The sequence below is a fragment of the Plantibacter sp. MCCC 1A11337 genome, from assembly GCF_013349365.1.
Taxonomy (GTDB): Bacteria; Actinomycetota; Actinomycetes; order Actinomycetales; family Microbacteriaceae; genus Plantibacter; species Plantibacter flavus_A.
Genome location: NZ_JABJWX010000001.1, coordinates 340,842 through 366,651, shown reverse-complemented (window position 1 = coordinate 366,651; position 25,810 = coordinate 340,842). Strand labels below are relative to the sequence as shown.

The following is a 25,810-nucleotide window of genomic DNA, read 5'->3' as shown; positions in this document are numbered from 1 at the left end:
AGGACCACCCCATGGGCGTCAACGACGACAAACTGTTCCGCAAGATCGCATTCAGAATCCTCCCACTCGTGATGATGGGGTTCTTCCTGTCCTATCTCGACCGCGTCAACGTCGGCTTCGCGAAACTCGAGATGTCCTCGGACCTCGGTTTCTCCGACGCCGTGTACGGCCTCGGAGCCGGCGTGTTCTTCATCGGCTACTTCATCTTCGAGATCCCTTCGAACCTCATCCTCGCGAGAGTCGGAGCGCGCGTGTGGATCGCGCGCATCATGATCACGTGGGGGATCATCTCCGGTCTGATGTTCCTCGTGGACTCCGAGTGGATGTTCTACCTCATGCGCTTCCTCCTGGGTGTCGCCGAGGCCGGCTTCATCCCCGGGGTGCTCTTCTACATGGCGCAGTGGTTCCCGGCGAGCCGCCGGGGCCGCGCCTGGGGCGTGTTCTACCTCGCCCTCGCGTTCTCAGGGGTGGTCGGCGGACCGCTCTCCGGGATCATCCTGAACAGCACGCATCTGGCGCTCGACCTGCAGGGCTGGCAGTGGCTCTTCATCATCGAGGCGGTCCCCACGGTCATCCTGGGCTTCGTCATCCTGAAGTTCCTCCGGGAGGACCACCGGACCGCGCCGTGGCTCGACGACGCCGAGAAGGCCCGTCTGAGCGAGATGCTCGAAGCGGAGCGTCCACCCGCAGGGCACACCCCCCTGCGCGACGTGTTCCGCAGCCCGATCATCTGGCTCCTCGCGCTCATCTACTTCTCCTACAACTTCGCGCTGTACGGCATCAGCTTCTGGCTCCCCAGTCTCATCCAGGGCCTCGGCGTCGAGGGCACGCTCCAGATCGGCTTCATCTCGGCCATCCCGAGCATCGCCGCGATGGTCGCGATGGTCGTCTTCGGCTTCAGCTCAGACCGTCACCAGGAGCGCAAGAAGCACATCGCCGCGGCCTTCGGGTTGAGCTTCATCGGCTTCGCGATCTGCGTGATCGCCGGTCCGAACCCCGTGCTCGGCATCATCGGCCTCAGCCTCGCCAACGCCGGCGCACTCGCGATCCCGGCGATCTTCTGGAGCTTCCAGACCGCCATGCTCACCGGCACCGCGCTCGCCGGCGGCATCGCGCTCATCAACTCGACCGGGAACCTGGCCGGCTTCGCCGCGCCCTACCTCATCGGCTTCGTCCGAGACGCCACCGGAAGCCCGAACATCGCCCTGGTCGTCTCGGCCGGCTTCATGGTCCTCGGCGCGGTCCTCGTCCTCACCGTCCGCTCGGCCCGCCGCGGCGACGCCCAGATCCCCAAGCTCGTCACCGTCGAAGGAGACCGTCCATGACCGCCGACAGCCGCCGAACCGCGAACGCACCCGATCAGCAGCGTGGTGGCGGTCGTGCGACCAACATCCGCTGGAGCGTCGTCGTCGTCCTCTTCCTCTTCTACACGATCAACTCGATCGACCGGAGTTCGCTCGGGGTCGCGATGCCGAGCATCGTCGGGGAGTTCGAGCTCACCCCGACGATGCAGGGCGTCATCCTCAGCGCATTCTTCTGGACGTACTGCCTCATGCAGATCCCAGGCGGTCTCGCCGCGGACCGCTTCGGTCCACGGCGGATCATCGGCATCGCCTCGGCCGTCTGGGGCACCTTCACCGCGTTCGCCGGGCTCGCTGTGAACGGGGTGATGCTCATCCTCGCGCGCCTCGGACTCGGTGCCTTCGAGGCGCCGTACATGCCGGCGGCATCCAAGCTCGTCTCGAACTGGATGCCGCCCAAGCGTCGCGCGTCCGGCGTCACGCTCATCGACTCCGGCGCACCACTCGGTGCGGCCTTCGGCGGTCTCCTGGTCGCCTGGCTCATCACCGCGACCGGCTCGTGGCGGTGGTCGTTCATCATCATCGGCGTCTCCACGGTCGTCATCGGGTTCTGCGTGTACCTGTACATCCGCAACCTGCCGAGTGAACACCGTCTCGTGAACCGCGCTGAAGTGGACCTCATCACGGTCGCCGGTGGTCCAGAGGACGAGAAGCCCGGCGTGACCCGGGGTAACGCGACGGCGATGGTCATCGGCCGTTTCGGTTGGGCGATGGTGTTCTGGGGCCTCGTGACCTGGGGACCCAGCTACCTGAGCAACGCCCGTGGGCTCGACCTCCAGGCGATGGGCTTCGCGACCTTCCTGATCTTCCTCTGCGGCGCCCTCGGGGAGATCCTCAGCGGGTTCCTCGCGGACCGGCTGCAGCGGGTCTTCAGCCGGAACCGCTCGTTCAAACTGCTCTTCGGCGGCTCCGGCGCGCTCAGCCTCATCGCGTTGATCTCGCTCCCGTTCGTGACCGACGCAGCACTCGCGGTCACCCTGCTCTGCATCGGCGTCTTCTTCAATCTCTTCGGCGGTCTCTACTGGACCATCCCGGCGATGCTCGCGAAGAAGGAGAAGGTCGGACTCGTCGGCGGGGTCATGAACTTCGCCGGCACGTCTGCCGGCATCGTCGTGCCGATCGTCGCGGGTGTGCTGCTCGACATCACCGGTGGCTACACCGCGGTGCTCGTCTTCCTCGCCATCGCAGCCGCGGTGTACCTCGCGGCATCGCTCAGGATCAACTTCTCCGGGGTCGCGAAGCCGACGCCGGCGGAGCCGGCTCGTGCCTGAGTCGTCGGGTCTGGCGGCCGGCCGGTACGCAGGCCCCGTGATCGACGCGCACCACCACGTGTGGGACCTCGAGCGGAATCGGTACCCGTGGCTGCTGCCCGACGTCCTCGTCCCCCATCGCTACGGCGACTACAGCGCCGTCAAGCGGAGCTACCTGCCCGCCGACTACCGGCAGGACACGGCCGGTCTCGGCGTCGTCGCGAGCGTCTACATGGAGGCCGAATGGAACCCGGCGGATCCGCTGGGCGAGACGCGCTACGTCGAGGAGCTGTCCGCCGAGGGCGGCGTACCGGGCGCGATGGCCGCGCAGGCGTGGCTCGACGCTCCGACGGCCGCCGAGGTCGTCGCCGCCCAGGCGGCCTCGCCGATCGTCCGCAGTGTGCGTCACAAGCCCGGGGGACCGGCCACCGCCGACGAGGCGCGGCTCGGTGGTCGGACGCTCCTGAGCGACCCGCTGTGGCGGCGCGGGTACGCGGCTCTCGCGACGCACGGTCTCCACTTCGAACTCCAGACGCCCTGGTGGAACCTCCACGAGGCGGCGGACCTCGCCGCCGAAGTGCCCGAGACACTGATCGTCGTCAATCACGCGGGCGTCCTCCTCGACCGCGAACCGGCCACGGTGGCCGGCTGGCGTGAGGCGATGGCCGGACTCGCGGCGCACGCGAACGTCGTCGTGAAGGCGTCCGGGCTCTGCGTCGCCGGGGTCCCGTGGTCGAGCGAGCTCGTGCGTGAGCCCGTGCTCACGCTGGTGGAGCTCTTCGGCGCCGATCGGGTGATGTTCGGCAGCAACTTCCCGGTCGACGGGATGTTCACCGACTACGCGGGGCTCCTGGACGCGTACCTCGGCGCCGCCGCGTCACTGTCGGCGGCGCAGCAGCGGGCGATCTTCCACGACACCGCGGACCGCGTCTACGCCCCGGATCGCATCGCCGGGGCCTGAGCCCCGCGCAGCTCGGTGAGCCAGGCCAGGCTCTCGCTTGTCGTGGTCGTCGGTCGGTACTCGCACCCGACGAACCCGTCGTACCCGCTGACCTCCAGCGCGGTGAAGAACGCGTCGAAGTCGATCGTCCCGGAACCGGGCTCGCCGCGTCCCGGGCTGTCCGCGATCTGGACATGGCCGATGCGATCGGCCCACGCCACGACGTCCTGCACCACGTCGGCGCCGTTGTTGTGCAAGTGGTAGGCGTCGAAGAGCAGACGCACGGCGGGGTGGTCGACCCGATCGATCACCTCCAGGGCCTCGTCGATCGTCGTCACCGGGTAGTCGCCGTTCTCGCCCCTCGTGAGCGGCTCGACGAGGATCCGGACGCCGAGCGGATCGAGGCGCTCGGCGACACGAGCCAGGTTCGCGACGGCGGTGGCGAGTTGGGTCTCGTGCGAGACGCCTGCCGGCCGGACGCCGTAGAGCGCGTTGACCGCACGACACCCGGTCGCCTCGACGATCGTCGCCACCACGTCGACGGTGTCTGCGACGAACTGCTCGGTCCCGGGGTGCGACACCACGCCGCGGTCTCCGGCGGGCATGTCGCCGGCGTACAGGTTGATCGCCCGCAGCGAGACCTCCGCCCGCTCGATCGCAGCGAGGAAGGCCTGGAGCTCCGCCTCCTCGGGGACGGGTGTCGCGAACGGCCACCAGCACTCGACGTCGACGAACCCGACGGCCTTCGCAGCGGCGAACCGCTCGAGGAACGGCACCTCGGTGAACAAGATGGACAGGTTTGCGGAGAACTGCATTGTTCGTTCCTTTTCGATCGGGGTGCTTGACACCAGTTTGGTATATCGAAATACTCGAACGCAACGCCGGGGCGATGGAGCTCGCTTCTTGTCTTGGTATATCGATAGCTCGATCGACCGGGCGACAACGACAGGAAGAGAGACGATGACGACCATCGGATTCGTGGGACTCGGCGTGATGGGGCGCCCGATGGCGGAGCACCTCGCCGCAGCCGGACACGACGTGACGGGGTTCAGCCGGGGCGATGCGAGCCGATCGGCCGCGCGGGACGCCGGCCTCCGCGTGGCCGACTCCGTCGCCGAGGCCGTCACCGGTGCCGAACTCGTCATCACGGTGCTGCCGGACTCGCCGGACGTCGAATCGGTCGCGCTCGGCACGGACGGGATCCTCGCGCACCTCGCCGACGGGGCCGACTACATCGACCTCTCGACGATCCGACCCGAGACGGCTCGTGATGTGGCCACCGCCTTCATCGAGGCGGGCCACGGCGCGCTCGACGCCCCGGTGTCCGGTGGTGAGGCAGGCGCGCGCGAGGGCACCCTCTCCGTGATGGTCGGTGGTGAGTCGTCCACCCTGGAGCGTTGGCGGTCCGTCCTGGAGACGTTCGGCGCCTCGGTGGTGCACGTCGGCCCGAGCGGTAGCGGCCAGGTCGTGAAGGCCGCCAACCAGTTGGTCGTCGCACTCCATCTGCAGGCCCTCGCCGAGGCTGTCGTCTTCCTCGAGGCCCAGGGCGTCGACGTGGAGACGGCGCTCTCGGTGATCCGCAAGGGTCTCGGAGGCAGCACCGTCCTCGAACGCAAGACCGATTCGGTCCTGGCGGACGACTTCCGCGCCGGCTTCCGGTCCGAGCTCCACGCGAAGGACCTCGCGATCGTCGAAGTGGCTTCGCGAACCGCCGGCGTCGGTCTTCCCGCGACCGGACTCGTCGCACAGCTGCTCCGCTCGGTGGTCGCCCGCGGCCAGGGCGGTTCCGACCATTCCGCGCTCGTCGAGCTCGCCCGCTCGATGAACGGCGGGGCAGGCGCATGACCGTCACGGAACCACGCGCGGCCGTCGAGACCGCCGACGTCCGCCCGGGCTGGTGGCACGAGCCGTTCGACATGTTCCAGACGAACCTGCGCGAGATCGACGCGCTGCTCGACGTCGAGACGGTCCTGGACGCCATCCAGGAGCACGGTGCCGGCGTCTGGCTGCTCAACGTCGGAGGCATCCTCTCGCACTTCCCGTCGACGCTGCCGTTCCAGTCGAGGAACCCACTGCTCGAGGAGCGCCCCGGGGGCGACCTCGTCGGTGACGCGATCGAAGCCGCGCATCGTCGTGGCGTCCGACTCCTCGCCCGCATGGACTTCTCCAAGGTCGCCGCGCGCGTCGCCGACGAGCACCCCGAGTGGTGCTTCCGGTCACCGAGTGGGGAACGACAGGTCTACGAGGGGCTGGTGAGCGTCTGCCCCAGCGCGGGGTACTACCAGGACCGGTCGCTCGACATCATCGACGAGATCCTCGACGCGTATCCCGTCGACGGATTCTTCTTCAACTGGTTCGGGTTCAACGAGGTCGACTACGGAGGACGGGTCCACGGCGTCTGTCACTGCGACGCCTGCGCCGAGGCCTTCGTCCGGGAGACCGGGATCGAGCAGCTGCCGTCGTTCGCGGGTGATCCCGGCTACCTGGAGTGGAAACGGTTCGCCGCGGCGACCATCGACCGCTTGACGGCGCGCATCCGAGGGCACATCGCCGAACGAGCACCCCACGCCGGGCTCATCCTGGGCCGCTCGGCGGACATCCTGTTCCACGAGGCGAACAACGCCCTCGGCCGCCCGCTCTGGCCACACGCGACGAGTGAGTCGGTGAGCGCGTTCCGGGTCGCGCAGCCGGGCAAACCGGTCCTGGTGAACGCCGTGGCTTTCATCGACATGCCGTACCGGCTGGCGAGTGAACAGCCGGAGATGTTCGGGCAGTACCTCCTCCAGGCGGTGTCGCGCGGGGCGAACCCGTCGACGTACATCATGGGGCCGGCCGGGCTCATCGACTACGCCTGTCTCGCTCCGGCCGGGGTCGTGACGCGTTTCCACCGGGATCACGCCGACCTGTACGCCGGACTGGCGCCCGCGGCCGACGTGGGTATCGTCCGACCGAACCCGCTCGCGGCGCCCGCCGAGGTGCATCACTCGTCGATCGCCGAGTTCCGCGGCCTGTTCTCCGCCCTGCTGGAGCGGCACGTCGCGGTCGACGTCGTGCCGGCGGAGTCGCTGCCCGTCGTGGACCTCGGACGCTTCCGCGTGCTGGTCCTCCCGGATCTCATCGCGCCGACCGCGGAGGAGGACGCCGCTCTCGCGGCGTTCGTGCGCGCCGGTGGGCGGGTCGTCGCGACGGGGCGGTCGGGCATCCACGCGGACGGCTCCGTGGTCGCCTGGCTCCCCGGAGCGCGGCAACGGTCGCTGGAAGACGACGCGGAGGCGCTCAAGTCGAGCTACGTCCAACGGGGCGGTGGGCCGTCGGTCGAAGGCTCGGACCTCGTGCCCGTGCGTGGGCGGCTGCACACCCTGGCGTGGCGTTCCGACGCCCGCCTGCGCCACGAGTTCGTCCCGCGAGCACCGTACGGACCGCCCGAGAAGGCCCACGGTCACGTGGTGGGACCGGTATCGGCCTGCGGGGTGTTCACGCTCGGTCGTGGACGGGCCACGCAGGTCCCGTGGACCGTCGGCGCGGCGTATCGCGAACTCGGGCTCACGGCCATCCGTGACTTGATCGCCGATCTCGTGATCGACGCTGTCGGGGAGGATGGAACGGTGGGGGTGGAGGCGAGCGAACACGTGGAGGTGTCCGTCGGTCGTTCCCGAGCGGGTCTCGTCGTGCACGTGCTCAACCACTCCGGTCAACGTCGGAACTCCTTCGGTCCCACCGTCCCGGTCCGTGGAACCCGCTTGCGGTTCCCCGGGAGGGCGGCCGACGCCGTCGGCACCCGCGTCTACCATGTGACCGCCGGCGACGTCGACGCCACGGTGTCGACGGTCGGAGACGATCTCCTCGTCGAGATCGTCGAGGTCGTGGACGGAGCGGTCGTCGTGGTCCCGGACGGAGGTGAGCGGGATGACGCCTGAGGTGGTCCTCATCCGCGGCGGCCAGGCGGACGCCGTGCGCTCGCGCATCCGCAGCGACTTCCCCGAGGTCCGCGTCCTCGACGACGAGGCCGCCCACCCCGCGACCACGATCATCGCAGGCCGGGTGCGCGACGAGGAGCTGCCCGGGCTGCCGGCGCTCGCCTGGGTGCACTCCTGGGCCGCCGGCGTCGAGTCCGAGGTGGGACCGGTGCTCCGCGGGAGCGGCGTCACGGTGACGTCCTCGGCGGGCAACGGGGCGGTTCCGCTCGCGGAGCACGCGATGTTGCTGGCCCTCCAGCTCGACCGAGGCGGACATCGCTGGTCGGATGCCGCCCGCGGGGCCAGATGGGACCGGTTCGTCCACGGCGAGCTCGCCGGCAAGACGATGGGCATCTACGGCTTCGGCAACATCGGCGCCGCCCTCGCGCCGCGCGCGAGCGCCTTCGACATGACCGTCATCGGCCTCCGTCGTGACGTCGGTCGCACCCCGGCCGCCGTCGATCGCCTGTACCGACCGGAGGAGGTCCTCGACTTCGCCGGGCGGTGCGACGTGCTGGTCGTGACGGCCCCGCTCACCGTGGAGACGCGCGGAGCGATCGACCTCCGCGTCCTGTCTGCGCTCCGCCCGGGAGCCACCGTCGTCGTCGTCTCCCGAGGGGGCATCGTCGTCGACGCGGACCTCCTGACGGCCCTCGACTCCGGTGCCGTCGCGGGAGCCGGTCTCGACGCGCACACGGTCGAGCCGCTGCCGGCGGACTCCCCGTTCTGGTCGCGCGACGACGTGGTGGTGACGCCGCACAACGGAGCCACCACGCCCGCCACCGCCGATCGCGGAACCGCGATCTTCCTCGACAACCTCCGACGTCGAGTCACCGAGGAGCCGCTCGTCAACCGCGTCGACCCGAACTCCCTCGCCTGAACACCGGCGTCCTGGGGACGCCGTCATCGCACCACCGTCATCACTCATACAACGCCGTATCGAAAGAAGGACACCATGTCGAACATGCCGCAGGACGTCAGCCGACGCCGATTCCTCACCTACGCCGGGGTCGGCGCCCTCTCGCTCGGAGCGTTCGCCCTCGCCGGCTGCTCCATCGGAGGCGGTTCCGGAGCCGGCGGTGCCACCACCATCCGGTTCGCCTGGTGGGGAGGCGCTGAACGCCAGAAGGCCTATCTGGCCGGGATGGACCTGTTCAGCAAGCAGAACAGCGACGTCACGATCGAGCCCGAGTTCGGTGACTACACCGCCTACCAGGAGCGCATGACCACGCAGATGGCTGCGCGCGACGTTCCTGACGTCTTCTGGATCCCCTCGCCCGCGGTGTTGACCTACCGGGACGCGAAGATCTACCGGCCACTCGACGACGTCGGCACCCTCGACCTTTCGGCGTTCAGCGAGGCGGAGCTCGACCTGTTCCGGATCGACGGCGAGCTCAACACCTTGCCGAAGTCGATGTTCTCCCCGGTCCTCCGATACAACCAGACCTTCATGGACGAGGACGGCATCGCGCTCCCCGAGACGCTCACCTGGGACAGCCTGGCCGAGTTCCTCACGGACTACTCGAAGAACAACGCCGCCGGCCGGAAGGGCACCACCTACGGCGCCTACCACGACATGCCCTTCGAGTCGTTCCTGCGTCAGCGTGGCGAGGACCTGTGGTCGAAGGACGGCAGACTGGCCGCGAGCGAGGACGGCGTCGCCGCGTGGATCGACTGGTGGGAGCAGCTCCGCAAGGCGGGCGCGACCACCAGCATCAGCGAGCAGGACGGCATCGAGCCCGGCTGGTCCGACACCGGCGCCAAGGTCCTCGCCACCTTCGCCAACTCGAACCACATCGTCGACGAGGCCGCAGCGTTCCCCGACTACGAGTTCCGGCAGCGGGACGTCCCGGCACTCGCCGATGCGACGCCCGGGTACCACTTCACCTACTTCAGCCGGTTCGCGATGTACGCCGGGATCGAGGACGACCGCGTCGACGCGGCCGGAGCACTGATGAGCTACAACCTCAACTCGATCGACCTGCTGAAGCTGGTGGGGCTGTCGGCCGGGGCGCCACCGAGCCTGGCGCTCCTCGACGAGTACGAGCCGTCGGCCACCCCGGACGAGCAGAAGGTGATCGCGACCACCCGCGACATCGCGGCGAAGGAGCAGCGGCCCCGATACGAGGCTCCCGCTGGCTCCGGTTCATGGCGCACCGTGATGATCCGCGAACTCGAGGGCGTGACCCTCGGGAACACCTCGGTCTCACAGGCCGCGTCGAACTTCGTCTCGGCCGTCTCCTCCTCGGTGGGCGACTGATGACCCTCACCATGAAACGCGAGCCCGAGGCGCGGACCGGGACGGCCGAATCCACGACGACGACCGGACGGAAGCGGCGTCGGGCCTCCCACCAGCGGCAGGGCTGGGTCGCACACGTCTTCCTCCTCCCATGGATGCTCGGGATGATCGCCGTCACGGCAGGACCGCTGATCGCGTCCGCCGTCCTCGCCTTCACCGACTACGACCTCCTGACCGCACCGTCGTTCATCGGGTTCGACAACTTCACCCGCATGATGGGGGACGAGCGGTTCTGGGCGTCAGCACGGGTGACGGGCCTGTACGTGCTCGTCTCCGTGCCCTTGCAACTCGCCTTCGCGCTCTTCCTGGCGGTCATCCTCGACAAGGGGATCCGCGGGCTCTCCCTGTACCGGAGCGCCTTCTATCTGCCTTCGCTCCTCGGTGGCAGCGTCGCGATCGCGATCCTGTGGCGCCAGCTGTTCGGCGACGCAGGGCTCATCAACACGGTGCTCGGGTTCTTCGGCATCGAGGCGGACAGCTGGTTGCAGAACCCCGCGACCGCTCCGTGGACGCTGATCATCCTCAACGTGTGGACCTTCGGCTCGCCGATGGTGATCTTCCTGGCCGGGCTGCGTCAGGTCCCGGACGAACTCCTCGAGGCCGCCGAGGTCGACGGTGCCGGCCGGGTGCGACGCTTCTGGTCGATCACCATCCCGCTGCTCACGCCGATCATCTTCCTGAACCTGATCCTGCAGATGATCAGCGCGTTCCAGGCGTTCACCCAAGCACACGTGGTCAGTGGCGGCACGGGTGGACCTCTCGACTCGACGCTGTTCTACACCCTCTACATCTACCAGGAGGGCTTCGTGAACTTCGACATGGGCTACGCCGCTGCCATGGCTTGGGTCCTCCTGATCGTCATTGCGATCGCCACGGCGGGCAACTTCATCCTTTCGCGCCGCTGGGTGCACTACGGAGACGAATGATGGCAATCACCAGTACCACCCTCGACGCCCTGCCAGCCGACCCCGATCCCACGCCGACCCGGCGCAAGCGGGACGCCGGCCGACCGCGACGGATCGTCCGCCACATCCTCCTCGTGGTGTTCGCGCTGCTGATGCTGTATCCGTTGCTGTGGATGGTGGTGAGTTCCTTCAAGCCGAGCAACCTGATCCTGTCGCAGACGGGGCTCATCCCGAGCGAGGTGACGCTGTCGAACTACCGGGACGGATGGGACTCCCTGGGGACGCCCTTCACAGCGTTCCTCCTCAATTCCGGCCTCATCGCCGTCGGGGCCATCGTCGGGAACCTCTTCTCCTGCTCCGTGACGGCGTACGCGCTCGCCCGACTGAACTTCCGAGCGAACAAGCTGTACTTTGGCCTCACCCTCATGACGATGATGCTGCCGTTCCATGTGCTGATCATCCCGCAGTACATCCTGTTCGCGGAGCTCGGGTGGATCAACACCTACGCCCCGCTGCTCATCCCGAAGTTCCTCGCGACCGACGCGGTGTTCATCTTCCTCATGGTGCAGTTCATCCGCACCATCCCGCGGGAACTCGACCACGCGGCGATGCTCGACGGTGCCGGCCCGTTCCGCATCTTCTGGTCGGTGATCCTGCCCCTCATGCAGCCGGCACTCATCACGACGACGATCTTCACCTTCATCTGGACGTGGAACGACTACTTCGGACCGCTCCTCTACCTGACGAAGACGAAGCTGTACACCGTGCCGGTGGCGCTCAAGTCGCTCGTCGACACGGAGACGCAGAGCGGGATCGGCATCATGTTCGCGATGTCGCTCATCTCGCTCGTCCCGATCCTCCTCTTCTTCCTCTTCGCGCAGAAGTACATCATCAAGGGCATCGCCACGACGGGAATCAAATGACGACGACACAGCCGCTCACGACCGGAACCGACACGATCGCCTGGTTCTCCGGCGACCAGCGCTGGACACAACTGACGTTCGTCGAGGACGACCCGCTCCACTTCGACCTCGACGCGTGGGCCGACGTCCTGGACCGCACCGCGTCGACCGCGATCTGCATCAGCGCCGGGGGGTACATCGCGTTCTATCCGACCTCGATCCCGTTGCACTACCGCAGCCGGCACCTCGGTGACCGCGATCTCCTCGGCGAGATCGTCGATCTCGCACGGAGTCGTGGCATGGTCGTCATGGCTCGGATCGACCCGCACGCCGTCCATCGGGACGTCCGTGACGCCCATCCGGAGTGGATCGCCCGGACCGAGGACGGGGCACTGCAGGAGCACTGGGCACACCCGGGCACCTTCGTGACGGACGCGTTCGGCGACTACAACTGGGAGTTCACGACCGAGGTCGCACGCGAGGTCACCGCGGACTACGACATCGACGCGGTGTTCGCGAACCGGTGGCAGGGTCACGGACCCGGGTACACCGAGACCGCGCAGCGACTCTTCCGCGCGGCGTCCGGGCTCGCCTTGCCGACCTCACGCGACGCCGTCGACGGAGAGTCCTGGCGGGCTTACCGGGGATGGCGCCGGGAGCGGCTGAGCGACCTGGTCGCCCACTGGGACGCGGCGGTCCAGGACGTGAAGCCTGAGGTGCGCTTCATCCCCAACCTCGGCTCGTTCGCGGCGGGCGAGCTTCGCGACGACGTCGCCCGCCTGCATGTCCCGTTCTTCCTCGTGGACCACCAGGCGCGCAACGAGGGGGAGACCCAGTGGGCGGCCGGACGCGACGCGAAGCGGACCCGGTCCATCCACCCCGACAAGCCGGTGGGGCTCATCACCTCCGTCGGGCCCGAGTCGCACGGCTACCGCTGGAAGGACTCCGTCAACGCGGGTCAGGAGACCGTGGGCTGGATCGTCGACGGCTTCGTGCACGGAGCGTTCCCGTGGTTCACGAAATTCGCCGCGCGGATCCACGACACGCGCTGGATTCCGGCGGTCGAGCGGGCGTTCACGCTGCATCGCGAGATCGGTGCGATCTGGCAGCAGTCGCGCCCGGTCGCCGAAGTGTGCGTCTGGGACGTGGACAACGCCTTCGCCGACGCCCGGACGCGACGGGCCGCCTCCGGCATGTACCAAGCACTCGTCGAGCTGCGGACGCCGTTCGAGTTCGTCGGCCCCCGTGGCCTGCATCGGCTCGGACTGCCTGAGACCAGGGTGGTCGTCCTCCCGGAGATCGACGAGATCGACGAACGGTCCGCCGCCGCATTGCGTGCCTTCGTCGAGGGTGGCGGTGAGCTCGTGGTGACCGGAGCCGGGCCCCTGATCGACGGGGGTACACCGCTCGTGACCGAGCTCACGGGCGCACCGCTGACCGCCCGTTCGGCCGGGGTCGTCCGGAACAACTACGTGCAACGCGCGTCCGACGGCGCACTCGCCGCCGGTCTGGACGGCGCGGACCGCATCATCGGTGGAACCCGTCTGGCCCGCTTCGCGCCGACCACCGAGGCCGTCGTGCACTGGCGGTTCGTGCCCGATCACCCCGACCTCCCCATGGAGGAGGTCTACCCGCGAGGTGAAGCCGTGGACCCCGCGGTGTTCCGTGCGTCGCTGGCGGCGTCGGACGACGGTGGGACGGTGCAGGCGGGCGCCGGGACGGTCCAGGTCATCGGCTTCAACCTCGCCGAGCTGTACCACGAGACACTCCTCGGTGATCACCTCACCCTGCTCGGCAACACGATCAAGGCCGCGCTCGGGGGATCGAACCTGGTCCGGATCGACGGCCCGGGGCTCCTGGATGCGGCGGTATGGACGGACGGAGCGGCGTTCATGCTGGCATTCGCCAATCTCACCGACCCGTTGGCGATGCGGGGCCAGCAACGTGCGGTGACCGAGCTCACCGGCATCCGGGTGCAGATCGACGCCGCGCGACTGGCGGAGGCCACAGGGCGTCCCGTCGTCCCGGCCGAGCTCATGGCGGAGGTGGTCCTCGACGATCGGCGGACGCCGGCTCCGGTGGCCGTGGCCGACGGCACGATCATCGTGGAGCTCCCGACCGTCCGCGAGCTCGGGATGGTCAGACTGAGCTTCTGAGGGGGTGGCGGGCTCACGCCCGCTGATCGGGGTCGGCACCGCACGGTGTCGACCCCCACGCGTCCCGGTCTCGCGTCAGCGGCCGCGCGGCGGGGCGGTGGACTGACGGACGATGAGCACCGGCTTCTCGAGCGGTACGTCCTCCTCGATGGTCTCACCGAGGAGGCCGAGGAGCTTCGCCGCCGCCGCCCGCCCACGCTGGAACGCGAACCGCTGGACGGTGGTGAGCTGGGGGTCGACCCATTCGCCGACCTCGAGCCCCTCGAACCCGACGACCGAGACGTCCTCGGGGACCCGCAGGCCACGGCTCTGGATCGTCCGCATCCCGGCGATCGCCATGGTGTCGGTGCCGTAGAGGATCGCCGTCGGCGGTGCCGCCCCGTCGAGGAGCCGACTCGTCTCCTCGGCGGCGGCCGCCGGCGAATAGCCGACGCTCGAGATGGAGTGCGGGGTGAGCCCGTGATGGGCGAGCCGGGCGGTGAACGCCTCGCGTCGGATGTTCGGGAGCACGAACCCGGCGGGGCCGCTGACGAACGCGACGTCGCGGTGGCCCAGACCGACGAGGTGGTCGACCGTCTCGGGGATGCCGGCGCTCGGCGGGTCCGCGTCGATGTAGTCGACCACGCCCGGCTTCCACGGGGTGCCGACGAGCACCGCGGGCACACCGAGGTCGCGCATGAGGTCGAAGCGGGTGTCGCCGACCACCGAGTTGGTGAGGATGACGCCGTCCATCCGCTGGCGCTCAGCGAGGGACCGGTAGAACGCCGATTCGTCGTGCTGTCCCGTGAGGAAGACGTTCAGGAGGAGCCCGTACTCGCGGGGACTGAGGAGGGACTCGATCCCTGAGATGAGTCCGACATTGGCCGCACCGACCTCGGGAACCGGGGAGGAACTGGTGAGAACGAGCCCGATCGCCTGGGCGCGCGAGGTCCGGAGAGCGATCGCAGCCGGGTTCGGCGTCCAGTTGAGTTTGCGCGCGGCCTCCCGGACACGCTCGGCGGTCGGCGGCGAGATGCGACCCGTGCCGTTGAAGACCTTCGAGACCGCTCCCGCCGACACGCCCGCGAGCGCGGCGACATCGGAGATGGTGGGGCGGCCGTGTCTCCGGCGCCCGGCAGGTGAGGTCATGGCCGTGTCGTCCTTTCGCCCTCAGCCTATTGGGCCGGACACCCGAACCCGTGGACCGGCGAGAGGTCAGAGCCCGTGCCGTTCGAGCTGCTCCTCGTACCGGATCTGTACGTCCTCCGGCTCGACGCCGTCGATCGGCGCCCAGATCGCCTCGAGTTCCCGCTGGACCGAGGCCGGGAGGGCGGCGAACTTCTCGTCCCATGCTGCGATCGGCGTCCAGTAGCCGACCACCTTGAACCGGGTGGCGGGTAGCCCGAGCTCCTTGCGCAGATACTTGCGCACGTCGCGGAGGGCCACCGTCTCGCCGGCCACCCAGATGTAGCCGTGATCGAGCGGGAGGCGCTCGTCCACGACACTCCGGACGAGTCGGCCCAGCGCGCTCGGGCCGTTTCCGTTGCCGCCCACCACCCAGGTGACCGTCACGTCGTCGTTCGTCTCGACCGCGACCCGATCCCGCTCGCTCGGCACTTCGAGCACCACGCGGGTCCGCAGTCCTCGCGGAGTCTGTGCGACGATGCGCCTGACTGCGGGAAGACCGGTGAGGTCCGCGACGAGCACCTGCCAACCGATGTCGACGGGCGGCGTGTACAGACCGGTGGGCGAGTTCAGGCCCAGCACGTGCCCGGGCTGGGCGCGAGCCGCCCACGGCCCCGCGACCCCGGCCTCGTGCACGACGAAGTCGATGTCGATCTCGACGGGGTCCTGCCGCACGGCGCTGATCGTGTACGTCCGCATCGGTGCCTGTGGGGAGCCCTCCGGCGTCTCCCACCAGTCGTCTGCGGGCACCGGGAGCGAGACGTCCGTCGGGTCGGCACCGTGGGGGAAGAAGACGCGGACGTACTCATCACCCGTGCCGGTGCTGACGAAGTCCTCGACGCCCGGACCGCCGAGTGCGATGCGGATCAGGTTCGGACTCAGGGGTGTCGCTGCGGTCACGATGCCGCGGTGGATCTTCATGGCGTCTCGGCCTCTCGGGTCGGTTCGGTGTGCTGGGTCGGATGCGGGCTGTGCGCGAGCCAGGACTCGCGGTAGGGGCCGGGGGAGGCGAGGAGCTCCACGTGCGCGCCGTGTTGGACGATCCGACCGTCCGCGAAGACCGCGATCCGGTCGGCGGTGGCGGCCTGCTCCAAGCGGTGCGCGATCAGCAGCGCGGTCCGGTCCGTCCGGAGGACGGCGATCGCCGCTTCGACGGCGTCGCGATGGTGCAAGCCGACGTCGGCCGTCGCCTCGTCGAGGATCACGATCGCCGGGTCCGCCAGGAACGCCCGAGCGACCGCGAGTTGCTGGATCCGTCCCTCGTCCAGCGGCACGGGCGACGGCCGCGAGTCGGTCGGGTCCGCCGCCGGGTCGTCCTGCAACGCGGTGACCGCCCATTCGGCTCCGACGGCACGGAGCGCCGACACCATCTCGTCCCGGCTGGCGTCCGGCGCGCCGAGTCTGAGGTTGTCGGCGATCGAGCCACGGAAGTGGTGGAGCTCCTGCGACAGGTAGTACGGGGTCTGGCCGACGAGCACCCGCCCCGACGTCGGGGGATGGTGTCCGGCGACGACCCGCGCCAGGGTGCTCTTGCCCGAGCCGGACGTGCCGACGAGCGCCGTGGTCGTCCCGGGCGGCACGTCCAGGGTGACCTGCGTGACCCCGCGGTCCGTGGTCGGATAGCGGAACGTCAGGTCGTGCACTCGGATCGCCGGCGGTGCGGCGACATCGTCCGCGGTACCGCCGACGGGCGAGGGCGACTCCGGCATCGCGGGCGACGCTGCTGCGAGGTCGATGACCCCGACGAGCCGAGCCAGCCCGACCGTGGCCCGCTGGATGTCGTCGAGCCCGAAGATGAGCCGGCCGACCGGATCGAACAGCCGGTGGAACAGGAGCGCGGCGGTGGTCACGAGCCCGACGGTGATCGTGCCCTGCACGTTGAGGAGGAAGCCGGTCGCCAGGATCGCCGACAGCCCGACGAGCTCACCCGAGTTGATCCATCGGAACAGACGGTTTGCGACGCGCACGCCCTCGATCTGCGCGTCGATGGAGGCGGTAGCGCGTTCCCGGACGCGTTCGAGCGCGTGGTCCGTGCCCGCGAACGCAGCGAGGGTCTCCGCGCCGTCGACCGCGTCCAGCACGGCCTGACTGCGCGACGCTTCGCGGATCCGGACCGTGCGGAACACCACTCGGGATCGCCGGAGGAACGCCCGGGTCCCGAGGACGTAGCACGGCGCCGAGGCGAGACCGGCGAGCGCGAGCCACGGGTCGACGGCTGCCAGGGCGACGGCCGACACCCCGATCGCGAACCCGGCGGAGAGCAGTGTCGGGGCGACGTTCCCGCCGGCCTCCGCGACCGCGTCGACGTCGCCGGTGACCCGGGACAGGAGATCGGCACGCTCACCGTCGTCGACGGTGCTCACCGGGAGTCGCATCGCCGAGGCGAACACGTCCTCGCGCAGTTCGGTGAGGAGGTCCTGCACCAGCCCCGTGAGCACCCGGGTCGCCCACAGCGTCACCGCGACGGCCCCGACGGCGCCGACGGCGGCTGCGGCCACCCAGCCCGAGACGACGCTCAGCCCGGCATCGGAAGCGACGGCGTCCACGATCCGCCCGAGACACGCGGGCATCACGACACCCAGTGCGGCGGCTGCGAGGAACAGGACCACCACGGCGGCGGTACGTCCGCGGTGGCGTCTGAGGAGGGCACCGACGACGGTTCGGACGCGGGAGCCGTCGGCGACGGGGAGCATCTCGGCGGTAGTGGGCTCCATGGCTGGATCAGTCATGGCGGGTATCCGAACCGGGAGTGAGCTCGACGACCCGGTCGCAGGCGTTCAACAGGACCGGCGAGGTGGTGATGACGACGACGGTGCCCTCGTGCGCCGCGAGCGCCCGGGCGATGCGGGTCTCCGTGAGGACGTCGACGGCCGATGTCGGTTCGTCGAGCACGAGCACGTCCGCACCGGCATGGAGCGCCCGGGCGATGCCGACGCGCTGGCGCTGCCCGCCGGAGAGCCGTCTGCCGGCCTCGCCGACCGGTGACGACCAGCCCCCGAGCTGCACGACCGTGTCGTCGAGCGCCGCCATGCCCACGAACACCGCATCCGGGTCGCCGATCGCGTCATGACCGCGGACCGCTTCCGCCAGGGTGCCGCTCATGATGCGCTGGCCGTGCGGTGGCGCGACCACACGACGGCGGTACGCCACCGGGTCGAGGTCCAGCTGGTCGACGAGTGTACCGTCGACGGCGAGCGAGACGCTGCCGCGCTCCGCGGGGGTCCGCATGCCGAGCAGACGGGAGAGGGCGCGCGCGGTGTCGCTGTCGGGCGGCCGGACCCCGAGCAGTTCACCTGCACGGACGTCCACCGGTCGGTCCTGGTGTTCCGGACGGAAGGACAGCACGACGTCGGTCGCAGGGCCGGAGTCGGACAGCTCATCCAGCCGACCGCCCGCCTCGAGCAGGTCGTCGGCGTCGACGACCGCGGCCAGGCGTTTGGCGGACGCGAGCTTGTGGATCCAGTTCGATGGGAAGGAACCCGCCTGTGCGAGGTACCCGCTGATGAACTGCGCGAGACCGAGCACCGTCACGAGCTCACCGATGCTGATCCGACCCTCCGCAGCGAACCAGGCGGACAAGCCGACGAGTGCGGCCATGACGAACGCCGCCAGCGTGCCACTCACGGCGTCGAAGAGGGCGAGGGACCGCCCGGCGGCCGTCGCTGCGCGTCGTGAGACATCACTGGCGGCGTGATACCGGCGCACGGCCTCAGCACGCCCGCCGATGCCCACGAGCACCCGGAACCCGCTCATGAAGTCGGCGGCCACCGCTCCGGCCTCGGTCGCCGCCCGTTGCTCGGCGAAGCCTCGGCGCTCCAGCGGTCGAGAGACGACGCGCATGACGAGCATCATCCCGATGGTCGACCCGAGCACCACGATCGTCGCCACCGGCGAGATCGCCGACATCGCCAGGGCGGCTCCGATGATGGCCGCGATGGTCGCCGACTGCTGCGCGACCGACCAGGCGACCCCGGCCACCCGGTAGGTGTCGGACGTGACGACCGTCAGAGCCTCACCCGCCGGAAGGTTCTGTCGCGAGAGCTGCGGCCGAAGCATCCGGGAGAGCGTGAGGTGCCGGAGCGCCTGTTCGCCCTGCCCGTAGATCGACACCATGAGGCGCGACGCCGACTGGTAGCTCACCGTCAGGACGAGGAAGGTTCCGACCAGGACCCCGATCCAGACCCCGAGGGCCACCGGATCGGACGGCACCACCGCGCGGTCGATGGTCGCCCCGACGATCACGGGGATCGCCGCCTCCGACAGGGCGTGCACGATGAGGAGGCCGGTCGCGGCGACGAGCATGGCGCCGCGACCGTCCGCTCCCAGCGCGATGCCGAAGAGGCGCCGCGGCGTACTCGTCGTCGTCCCGCTCACCGGCTCCGCCGTCCGAGCGGAAGCACCAGCGGGGTACCGGAGACGGGGTCGGTGATCACCTGGCACGGCAGGTCGTACACGGCCTCCACGAGGTCGGCGGTGATGATCTCCTGCGGATCGCCCTGGGCGACGATCGCGCCGTCGCGCATCGCGACGAGATGCGTCGCGTAGCGGGCGGCGTGGTTGAGGTCGTGGAGGACCGCGACGAGGGTGGTGCCGCCGCGGTGCAGATCCGTGAACAGCTCCATCAGCTCGATCTGGTGCGCGATGTCGAGGAACGTCGTCGGCTCGTCGAGCAGCAGGTGTTTCGTCTGCTGGGCGAGTGCCATCGCGACCCAGACGCGTTGCCGCTGTCCGCCCGAGAGCTCGTCGACCAGCCGGCGGGACAGCTCCGTGACCCCCGTCGCGGCCATCGCCTCCGAGACCGCCGCTTCGTCGGCGCTGCTCCACGTCCGCATCGCGCTCTGGTGCGGGAACCGGCCGCGCCCGACCAGGTCGGCGACGGTGATCCCGTCGGGGGCGATGGCGGATTGGGGGAGGAGCCCGAGTCGGCGAGCGGTGTCCTTCGGTTTCGACGCACGGATGTCCGCCCCGTCGAGGAGGACGGCACCGGCGGTCGGGCGCAGGAGCCGTGCGAGTCCGCGGAGCAGGGTCGACTTGCCGCAGGCGTTCGGTCCGATGATGATCGTGAACGAGTCGTCCGGCACCTCGAGCGACAGCTCGGAGACGATCGGAGCATCGCCGTAGCCCAGGGTGAGGTCGCGGGCGAGGAGCGACGTGGTCATGGGAGTTCCTTTCACGTGCGGCGCACGAACTGGGCGGCCAGCAGGCAGGTCAGATAGATGCCACCGACCGAGAGCGTCACCACGCCGACCGGGACCGCGAGCAGCTGGGCGACGGCGTCGGAGACGACGACCAGGGCGGCTCCGGTGAGCATCACCGGCGCGAGGCCCATCGGGGTGTTCGAGCGGGTGAGCCGTTGAGCGATCTGCGGGGCGGCCAAGGCGATGAACGAGATCGGGCCGGCGGCGGCGGTGACGAGCGCCACAAGGGCCACACCGACGACCATGGCGGTCAGCCGGGTGCGTCCGGGACGCACGCCGAGGGCCATGGCGGCGTCGTCGCCCATCTCGAGCACGGGGAGGGAACGTCGGAGTGGCCGAGCCAGCAGGGTGAACACGACGAACGCCGTGGCGGCGGGGAGCAGTTGGTCGAAGCCGAGCGAGGCGAGAGAGCCTGCGCCCCAGGTGGCCGCCATCATCGCCTGCTCGACGCTGACCGAGATGAGGATCCAGGAGGTGAGGGAACCGAGCCCGGCCGAGACGCCGATGCCGACGATGATCAGCCGGAAGGACGACATGGTGTGGCGGTTCGCGAGGACGGCGACGAGCAGGGCGGTCAGCAGACCGCCGACGAGTGCCCCGGCGGCTTTGAACAGGTAGGTGTTGAGCCCGAGGACGAGCATCGTCAGCGTGACGCCGAACTGCGCGCCGACACCGAACCCGATGATGTCCGGTGAGCCGAGCGGGTTGCGGGTGAGCGACTGGAAGATACCTCCGGAGAGCGCGAGCGCCGCTCCGCAGAGCACCGCGAACAGCACGCGTGGGAGTCGCCACTCGGTCACGACCTGGCGGACGGCGGGGTCGGACGCGGGGTCGACGATCGCCCGGATCACCGCGTCGAAACCGATCTCGTACGCGCCGATCGTCGTCGCGAACAGCCCTGCTCCGATGATCACCACGACGAGTCCGAGGCACACGAGGACGGACCGCACCGGTACGAGCGTCGCGATGTGCACGGTCTCCACGCGGATCTGGCGTCGGCCGTGGTCGATGACGCTCACAGCCCGCTCACCCGCTTCCGACGGACGAGCATGATCAGGATGGGGGCGCCGAGGAGTGCCGTGACGATCCCCACCCGGAGCTCTCCGGAGGGCAGCACGATCCGGCCGAGGACGTCTGCGAGCAGCAGGAACGCGGGGCCGATCACCATCGAGTACGTCAGCACCCAGCGTTGGTCGGGGCCTGTGAACCACCGGACGACATGGGGGATCATGAGTCCCACGAAGGCGATGGGACCGGCGGCTGCGACGCCCGTACCGGCCAGGAGGGTCACGGCCACGACGACCCACACCCGGGTGCTGCGCACTCGCGCCCCGAGCGCCTGGGCGAGTTCGTCTCCCAGGGTCAGCGCGTTCAGCGACCGGGCGCAGAGCAGACCGATCACGAGGCCCGCGACGATCAACGGAGCAGCCCAGGTGAGCTGGTCGAGGGTGCGGCCTCCGATGGAACCCACGCTCCAGAAGCGCATGACCTGCAGGGTGCCTTCGTCCCGCAGCACGATCGCGGTGGTGAAACCGGTGCAGGCGGCACCGAGGGCGACCCCCGCGAGGGTCAGTTTCATCGGGGTCGCACCCGAAGCCCCGACGGATCCGAGCGTGTAGACGATCACCGTGAGGATGAACGCACCCGCCAGGGCGAACGGGACGTAGGTGCCGGGAGTCGTCAGTCCCAGGACACCGACCGCGAAGGTCACGGCGAACGACGCACCGGCGTTCACCCCGAGGATGCCCGGGTCGGCGAGCGGGTTGCGGGTGAAGGCCTGGATGAGCCCGCCGCAGACGGCGAGCGCCGCACCGACCAGGATGCCGAGCAGCGACCGTGGGACGCGCAGCTCCATGACCATGAGGTGCAGGGGGTTCGCGTCGTCGTAGGCGACGAGCGCGCGGACGACGGTCAGGGGGTCGATGGCCCGATTGCCGATGGCGAGTGAGGCGACGGCTGCGGCGATCAGCACCACGGTGGCGAGGAGGAGCCCGACCGCGAGGGTCCCGGTGCGGTGGGGCGAGACGTCCGCGCGTCCGGCCCCACCGGGCGTCGGGACGTCCGCCGCCCCGCCCGCAGCCGGCGCTGCTGACGGGGCGGCGGAACGGGACATCTCCGACGTCACTTGCCGTCGATGGTCGGCTCGCCCTGCAGGGCCGCTGCGAGGTCGTCGACGTAGCCGGGCAGGACGTACTGCAGGGACAGGACGGTCGGCGCGCTGATCGCAGAGGCCTTGGCGGCGTCGGCGTAGATCACGTAGGACCCGGCGGCGATCGGCGCCCAGCGCGACACCACGGCGTTCTCGACCGTGTACGTCCCTTCCTCGGCGCTTCCGCCCCATGCGGCGAACAGGTCGGCGTCCACGTCGTAGAGCTGCTCGAGGCTGACGCCGGTGTACCAGTTGTCGCCCTCGGCGCTCGCGAGGAAGCCGTCCATCGCCGAGGTCGAGGTGAAGCCGAGTGCTTCGGTGATGCGGACCCGCGGGTCGTACTCGAGGTAGACGCCGAGGTCCGTCCCGCCCTCGTTCAGGGTGAGGCCCCAGACGAAGCTCTTGTCGTCGAACTCGGGGTGTGCGTCGGCGAGGGAGGTGATGAGATCCTCGGTCTCGCCGATGAGCTCCTCGGCCTTGGCCTCCTCCGACATCGCCTTCCCGACCGTGCGGGTCATGCCCTCCCAGGTGCCCGGGTTCCAGGGTCCCTCGATGTAGGGGACGGTCGGGGCGATCTCGGTGAGCCGCTCGTATTCGACGTCGGTGACGCCGGAGTAGAGGCTGAGGATCAGGTCGGGCTTCAGGGATTTGATCGCCTCGTAGTTCGGGCCGTCGTCCGTGAAGGGGATGATCTCGGGCATCTCGCCGTACGCCTCGGAGACGTAGTCTTCGAACCAGGGCTGGTAGCCGCTCTCGCCGGCTCCCCAGACCTCTTCGATGCCGACGGGGTTGGTGCCGAGGGCGGCGACGATGTCGGGCGTCATCCACCCGAGGGCCACGATCCGTTCCGGCTTCTCCGGGATGACGGTCTCACCGTGGGCGTGTTCGATGACGACGCCGTCGGTCGATGCCGTCGTCGATCCGGTGTCGCCGGTGGCGGCCGAACATCCGGCGAGGGCGAGAGCGGTGGCGATGACGGCGGCGAGGAGGGTGGATCCTCGGCGGACGTTCGGGCGCGCGAAAGCGTGCGGCATTGGGCTCCTTTGAAGAGGGGGAGTGGGATCACCGCTGGCGATCCGGAAGTTAGGTAAGCATGTCCTAACAGAACGATCGTAGGGTGCTTCACGGCGTGACAGTGTCGAGGAACCGACGAGTTCTGTCGCCGATCCGACAGGACGATGCGTGCCCGGGTGGATCAGCGCCAGTAGAGCTGGTGGGCGGGGTCCGCCTGCACCCGTTCCACGTACTCCCGCGGGGTCATACCGAACCGGGCTCGGAAGCTCGCGGAGAAGGCGCTCGAGGACGCGTACCCGCACCGGTGTGCTGCCGCCCCGATCGGCATGCCGTCGATGATCAGCCGCGCCGCGAGCGTCATCCGGACGCCCGTTCGCCACCGGGCGAAGCTCATCCCGGTGTCATGCTGGAAGATCCGCAGCACGGTGCGCTCGTGGAGGCCGTGCACGTCGAACAGCTCGCGCGCGCCCCGGAGGTCACCCGGGTCGGCGAGGATCGCACGGACGAGCGGACGGACACGATCGTCGGACGGCATCGGGATCTCGCCCCAGCCGTCCGCCGTCTCCGGCGCGGGCTGCTGCAGCATCTCGATGAGGACCGCCTGCGCACGGACCCGGAGGTCGGTCGGCATGTCGTTGATGCCGAGGTGCAGCAACATCTCCTGCACCGCACGCGGGACCAGGACCTGGGTGACGGTCTCGACGGGCGCGATCAGCGAGGCGGCGGGGAGGTAGGTGTAGCACCCGGTGGAGTCGCGCTCGTGGTGCGCGGTGTGCGGCGTGTGTGCCGGGATCCAGACGCCCTGACCCGGTGCGAGGCGCCACATCGCGTTCGGGAGGTGCACCCACACGGTGCCGCGGTAGCACCAGGCGAGCATGGCGTCCGGGTGACGGTGCGGTGGCGAGAGCGGGCGACTCCCGGTGTCCTCGTCGGTGACGACGCCGGTGCCCATCAGATACGGTTCGGCGACGGACGACGGATGCTCGGGGCTCGCGTCCCAGTCGACCTGGCTGTACGGGCTCAACGAGCGCTCGTGCCCGCGTCGTCGATCAGCGGGAGGCCGCCGTCGTCGAAGCGGAAACCCTTCGCCGCCAGCCGGCGTTCCGCCTCGTGGTGGACGACGCCACGCTTGCGCGGATCGGCTTCGAGGAGGCGGATCAGAAGCTCGTCCGTGGCGTTCGGGTGCAGCGCGATCTCGATGCGCGCACCCCAGAAGCGGTCCTCGAGGAAGAGCTCCAACGCCGCCGGGTCGGCTGCCGGGTTGTGGGCCGCAGCGGCGCGGATCGCCTGATTGGGGTCGTTCGCGAGGACGGAGAACTCCTCGAACGTGCTCGCCGATCGCGCGAGCTCGTAGCGACGTTCCTCGTCGGCGATCTGCTCCGGCGTCTTGCGTTTGGCCACGGTGGTCCCTTCATCACGTCGCCGTCAACCTACCTGGCTCGCACGATGTTCGACAACGGTGGCTTGCCGCGATGACTCGCAGACGGGACACTGGGGTCGCTGCATGGACGTCATGAGCGTGATCTTCGGGGGAAGGAGCAGCGATGACCGCTGCACCGGGATGGTACGAGGCGGGGACGCCGGGCAAGTTGCGCTGGTGGGATGGAACGCAGTGGACTGCTCAGGAGGCCGACGCCGCGCCACCGGTGAAGCAGGAGGTGCCGGTCACACTGCTGGCACCGACTCCCATGGCGTCGCCGTCGCAGCTGCCGTCCGGACCGCAGCCGGGCTGGTATCCGACGGGGCCGGATCAGCTCCGATGGTGGGACGGCTCGCACTGGACGGGGCTCAGGGTCAAGAACGGGAAGCCCGGGACCGATTGGGCGACCACCGAGCAACCGAGCTTGGCCTGGGTGTTCGGCTCGCTCTTCCTCGTGCTCGCGATCGCGCAGTTCAGCCTCGGCGCGCTGTCCAGCCACCTGTCGGTCAACGGATTCCCGATGCTTTTCCTGGCGCTGCTCTGGTTCGGTATCGCCGCCCAGACGACGGCGGTGCGGCGGATCCCGCAGCCGGTCGCCGCCCCGGTGGTCATCGACGTGATCCGTCCATTGCCGGGTGAGCAGGACGGTCCCGGTGCCGGTTGGTACTCCGTGTCGCCGCGGGCGACGAGGTGGTGGACCGGCTCACGCTGGGCCCAGTACGTCGGAGCCCAGTACGGCATCCGGCCGACGTTCCATGGAGCGCGCGCGTTCCGCATCTATCTCGTCATGTCCTGGGCCGTCCTCGGGATCGGTGCGCTCGCCTTGGCCGTCGGCGTGGTCATCCTCGTCAACAGCAGCGGCGACGGCTACGGCTTCCTCGGAGGGATCATCGGCGGCATCGTCGTCGGTGGCGGCGTCCTGTTCGCCGTCCTCGGCGGGGTGCTCCTGATCATGTCGCGGATGCAGCGCCGGCTCCTCCTTCTCCCGGATCTGCCGCCCGGGCGCTGACCGCGGCACGGCACAAGGGGAGGACGACCGGTCGTCCGCCGGTAGGCTCGTCAGTCGGATGCGACGCGTCCGACCACCGATCCGAAG

General features: G+C 69.5%; 22 protein-coding genes. 11 read left to right on the top strand and 11 right to left on the bottom strand.

Annotated features, from left to right (window positions below; all coding sequences use genetic code 11):
• Positions 1–11 precede the first annotated feature (11 nt).
• The 3 genes from HOW07_RS01670 to HOW07_RS01660 are packed head-to-tail and all read left to right on the top strand — an operon-like array spanning position 12 to position 3,572.
• Entirely contained in the window at positions 12–1,325 is a 1,314-nt protein-coding gene (locus HOW07_RS01670; protein ID WP_064293713.1) for an MFS transporter, read from the top strand.
• The gene (locus HOW07_RS01665) at positions 1,322–2,632 is read left to right on the top strand and encodes an MFS transporter (protein ID WP_175115907.1); all 1,311 of its coding nucleotides are present in this window, start codon (positions 1,322–1,324) and stop codon (positions 2,630–2,632) included. Before HOW07_RS01670 ends, HOW07_RS01665 begins: the two co-directional genes overlap by 4 nt.
• Before the next feature lie 37 nt (positions 2,633–2,669).
• Positions 2,670–3,572 (top strand): amidohydrolase, encoded by a 903-nt coding sequence (locus tag HOW07_RS01660; protein WP_371743547.1) that lies wholly within the window; start codon positions 2,670–2,672, stop codon positions 3,570–3,572.
• Here the strand turns inward: HOW07_RS01660 and HOW07_RS01655 are convergent.
• Positions 3,542–4,366, bottom strand: coding sequence for a hydroxypyruvate isomerase family protein (locus HOW07_RS01655; RefSeq protein ID WP_175115906.1), 825 nt, complete (start codon positions 4,364–4,366; stop codon positions 3,542–3,544). The two genes, HOW07_RS01660 and HOW07_RS01655, sit on opposite strands and share 31 nt — an antisense overlap.
• A 145-nt stretch (positions 4,367–4,511) precedes the next feature.
• Here HOW07_RS01655 and HOW07_RS01650 point away from each other — a divergent pair, with 145 nt between their 5' ends.
• From HOW07_RS01650 to HOW07_RS01620, 7 genes are all read left to right on the top strand, one after another.
• The gene (locus tag HOW07_RS01650) at positions 4,512–5,396 is read left to right on the top strand and encodes an NAD(P)-dependent oxidoreductase (protein WP_071259976.1); all 885 of its coding nucleotides are present in this window, start codon (positions 4,512–4,514) and stop codon (positions 5,394–5,396) included.
• Positions 5,393–7,468: a beta-galactosidase trimerization domain-containing protein gene (locus HOW07_RS01645; RefSeq protein ID WP_175115905.1), complete on the top strand. Its 2,076-nt coding sequence runs from the start codon at positions 5,393–5,395 to the stop codon at positions 7,466–7,468. The genes HOW07_RS01650 and HOW07_RS01645 overlap by 4 nt, the downstream gene beginning before the upstream one ends.
• Positions 7,458–8,387, top strand: coding sequence for a D-2-hydroxyacid dehydrogenase (locus HOW07_RS01640; RefSeq protein WP_175115904.1), 930 nt, complete (start codon positions 7,458–7,460; stop codon positions 8,385–8,387). The genes HOW07_RS01645 and HOW07_RS01640 overlap by 11 nt, the downstream gene beginning before the upstream one ends.
• A 75-nt stretch (positions 8,388–8,462) precedes the next feature.
• Positions 8,463–9,767: an ABC transporter substrate-binding protein gene (locus HOW07_RS01635; protein ID WP_071259985.1), complete on the top strand. Its 1,305-nt coding sequence runs from the start codon at positions 8,463–8,465 to the stop codon at positions 9,765–9,767.
• Entirely contained in the window at positions 9,767–10,732 is a 966-nt protein-coding gene (locus HOW07_RS01630) for a carbohydrate ABC transporter permease (protein WP_217485073.1), read from the top strand. Before HOW07_RS01635 ends, HOW07_RS01630 begins: the two co-directional genes overlap by 1 nt.
• Positions 10,729–11,634, top strand: a complete 906-nt coding sequence (locus HOW07_RS01625) for a carbohydrate ABC transporter permease (RefSeq protein WP_079002422.1) — start codon at positions 10,729–10,731, stop codon at positions 11,632–11,634. The genes HOW07_RS01630 and HOW07_RS01625 overlap by 4 nt, the downstream gene beginning before the upstream one ends.
• Positions 11,631–13,769, top strand: a complete 2,139-nt coding sequence (locus HOW07_RS01620) for an alpha-amylase family protein (RefSeq protein ID WP_175115903.1) — start codon at positions 11,631–11,633, stop codon at positions 13,767–13,769. Before HOW07_RS01625 ends, HOW07_RS01620 begins: the two co-directional genes overlap by 4 nt.
• 75 nt (positions 13,770–13,844) lie before the next feature.
• Here HOW07_RS01620 and HOW07_RS01615 read toward each other — a convergent pair whose 3' ends face one another.
• The 10 genes from HOW07_RS01615 to HOW07_RS01570 all read right to left on the bottom strand — a co-directional run bounded on the left by HOW07_RS01615 (position 13,845) and on the right by HOW07_RS01570 (position 24,695).
• Positions 13,845–14,897 carry a LacI family DNA-binding transcriptional regulator gene (locus HOW07_RS01615; protein ID WP_064293723.1) on the bottom strand — a complete coding sequence of 351 codons (1,053 nt, stop codon included), beginning with the start codon at positions 14,895–14,897 and terminating at the stop codon, positions 13,845–13,847.
• 66 nt (positions 14,898–14,963) lie between these two features.
• The gene (locus HOW07_RS01610; protein WP_175115902.1) at positions 14,964–15,854 is read right to left on the bottom strand and encodes a siderophore-interacting protein; all 891 of its coding nucleotides are present in this window, start codon (positions 15,852–15,854) and stop codon (positions 14,964–14,966) included.
• Positions 15,851–17,662: an ABC transporter ATP-binding protein gene (locus HOW07_RS01605; protein ID WP_175115901.1), complete on the bottom strand. Its 1,812-nt coding sequence runs from the start codon at positions 17,660–17,662 to the stop codon at positions 15,851–15,853. Before HOW07_RS01605 ends, HOW07_RS01610 begins: the two co-directional genes overlap by 4 nt.
• Positions 17,655–19,307 (bottom strand): ABC transporter ATP-binding protein, encoded by a 1,653-nt coding sequence (locus HOW07_RS01600; RefSeq protein ID WP_217485072.1) that lies wholly within the window; start codon positions 19,305–19,307, stop codon positions 17,655–17,657. The genes HOW07_RS01605 and HOW07_RS01600 overlap by 8 nt, the downstream gene beginning before the upstream one ends.
• The gene (locus HOW07_RS01595) at positions 19,304–20,092 is read right to left on the bottom strand and encodes an ABC transporter ATP-binding protein (protein WP_175115900.1); all 789 of its coding nucleotides are present in this window, start codon (positions 20,090–20,092) and stop codon (positions 19,304–19,306) included. The genes HOW07_RS01600 and HOW07_RS01595 overlap by 4 nt, the downstream gene beginning before the upstream one ends.
• Before the next feature lie 11 nt (positions 20,093–20,103).
• Positions 20,104–21,150 carry an iron chelate uptake ABC transporter family permease subunit gene (locus tag HOW07_RS01590; RefSeq protein WP_175115899.1) on the bottom strand — a complete coding sequence of 349 codons (1,047 nt, stop codon included), beginning with the start codon at positions 21,148–21,150 and terminating at the stop codon, positions 20,104–20,106.
• Positions 21,147–22,244, bottom strand: coding sequence for an iron ABC transporter permease (locus HOW07_RS01585; RefSeq protein WP_175115898.1), 1,098 nt, complete (start codon positions 22,242–22,244; stop codon positions 21,147–21,149). Before HOW07_RS01585 ends, HOW07_RS01590 begins: the two co-directional genes overlap by 4 nt.
• Positions 22,245–22,252: 8 nt before the next feature.
• A complete protein-coding gene (locus HOW07_RS01580) occupies positions 22,253–23,314 on the bottom strand; it encodes an ABC transporter substrate-binding protein (protein WP_175115897.1) in 1,062 nt (353 codons plus the stop codon).
• Positions 23,315–23,475: 161 nt separating this feature from the next.
• Complete coding sequence (locus tag HOW07_RS01575) at positions 23,476–24,318, bottom strand: AraC family transcriptional regulator (RefSeq protein WP_071260012.1); 843 nt, start codon at positions 24,316–24,318, stop codon at positions 23,476–23,478.
• Positions 24,315–24,695: a hypothetical protein gene (locus HOW07_RS01570; protein ID WP_175115896.1), complete on the bottom strand. Its 381-nt coding sequence runs from the start codon at positions 24,693–24,695 to the stop codon at positions 24,315–24,317. Before HOW07_RS01570 ends, HOW07_RS01575 begins: the two co-directional genes overlap by 4 nt.
• Before the next feature lie 143 nt (positions 24,696–24,838).
• On the opposite strand from HOW07_RS01570, the gene HOW07_RS19225 reads away from it, so the two are divergent.
• The gene (locus tag HOW07_RS19225; protein ID WP_254628151.1) at positions 24,839–25,723 is read left to right on the top strand and encodes a DUF2510 domain-containing protein; all 885 of its coding nucleotides are present in this window, start codon (positions 24,839–24,841) and stop codon (positions 25,721–25,723) included.
• Positions 25,724–25,810: the final 87 nt, after the last annotated feature.

Bases quoted from the DNA above. Each gene is read 5' to 3' on its own strand.
- HOW07_RS01655 (WP_175115906.1), bottom strand. From the start codon at position 4,366: ATGCAGTTCTCCGCAAACCTGTCCATCTTGTTCACCGAGGTGCCGTTC.
- HOW07_RS01670 (WP_064293713.1), top strand. From the start codon at position 12: ATGGGCGTCAACGACGACAAACTGTTCCGCAAGATCGCATTCAGAATC.
- HOW07_RS01625 (WP_079002422.1), top strand. From the start codon at position 10,729: ATGATGGCAATCACCAGTACCACCCTCGACGCCCTGCCAGCCGACCCC.
- HOW07_RS01585 (WP_175115898.1), bottom strand. From the start codon at position 22,244: ATGTCCCGTTCCGCCGCCCCGTCAGCAGCGCCGGCTGCGGGCGGGGCG.
- HOW07_RS01650 (WP_071259976.1), top strand. From the start codon at position 4,512: ATGACGACCATCGGATTCGTGGGACTCGGCGTGATGGGGCGCCCGATG.
- HOW07_RS01630 (WP_217485073.1), top strand. From the start codon at position 9,767: ATGACCCTCACCATGAAACGCGAGCCCGAGGCGCGGACCGGGACGGCC.
- HOW07_RS01610 (WP_175115902.1), bottom strand. From the start codon at position 15,854: ATGAAGATCCACCGCGGCATCGTGACCGCAGCGACACCCCTGAGTCCG.
- HOW07_RS01635 (WP_071259985.1), top strand. From the start codon at position 8,463: ATGTCGAACATGCCGCAGGACGTCAGCCGACGCCGATTCCTCACCTAC.
- HOW07_RS01595 (WP_175115900.1), bottom strand. From the start codon at position 20,092: ATGACCACGTCGCTCCTCGCCCGCGACCTCACCCTGGGCTACGGCGAT.
- HOW07_RS01605 (WP_175115901.1), bottom strand. From the start codon at position 17,662: ATGACTGATCCAGCCATGGAGCCCACTACCGCCGAGATGCTCCCCGTC.
- HOW07_RS01665 (WP_175115907.1), top strand. From the start codon at position 1,322: ATGACCGCCGACAGCCGCCGAACCGCGAACGCACCCGATCAGCAGCGT.
- HOW07_RS19225 (WP_254628151.1), top strand. From the start codon at position 24,839: ATGACCGCTGCACCGGGATGGTACGAGGCGGGGACGCCGGGCAAGTTG.
- HOW07_RS01640 (WP_175115904.1), top strand. From the start codon at position 7,458: ATGACGCCTGAGGTGGTCCTCATCCGCGGCGGCCAGGCGGACGCCGTG.
- HOW07_RS01645 (WP_175115905.1), top strand. From the start codon at position 5,393: ATGACCGTCACGGAACCACGCGCGGCCGTCGAGACCGCCGACGTCCGC.
- HOW07_RS01615 (WP_064293723.1), bottom strand. From the start codon at position 14,897: ATGACCTCACCTGCCGGGCGCCGGAGACACGGCCGCCCCACCATCTCC.
- HOW07_RS01580 (WP_175115897.1), bottom strand. From the start codon at position 23,314: ATGCCGCACGCTTTCGCGCGCCCGAACGTCCGCCGAGGATCCACCCTC.
- HOW07_RS01620 (WP_175115903.1), top strand. From the start codon at position 11,631: ATGACGACGACACAGCCGCTCACGACCGGAACCGACACGATCGCCTGG.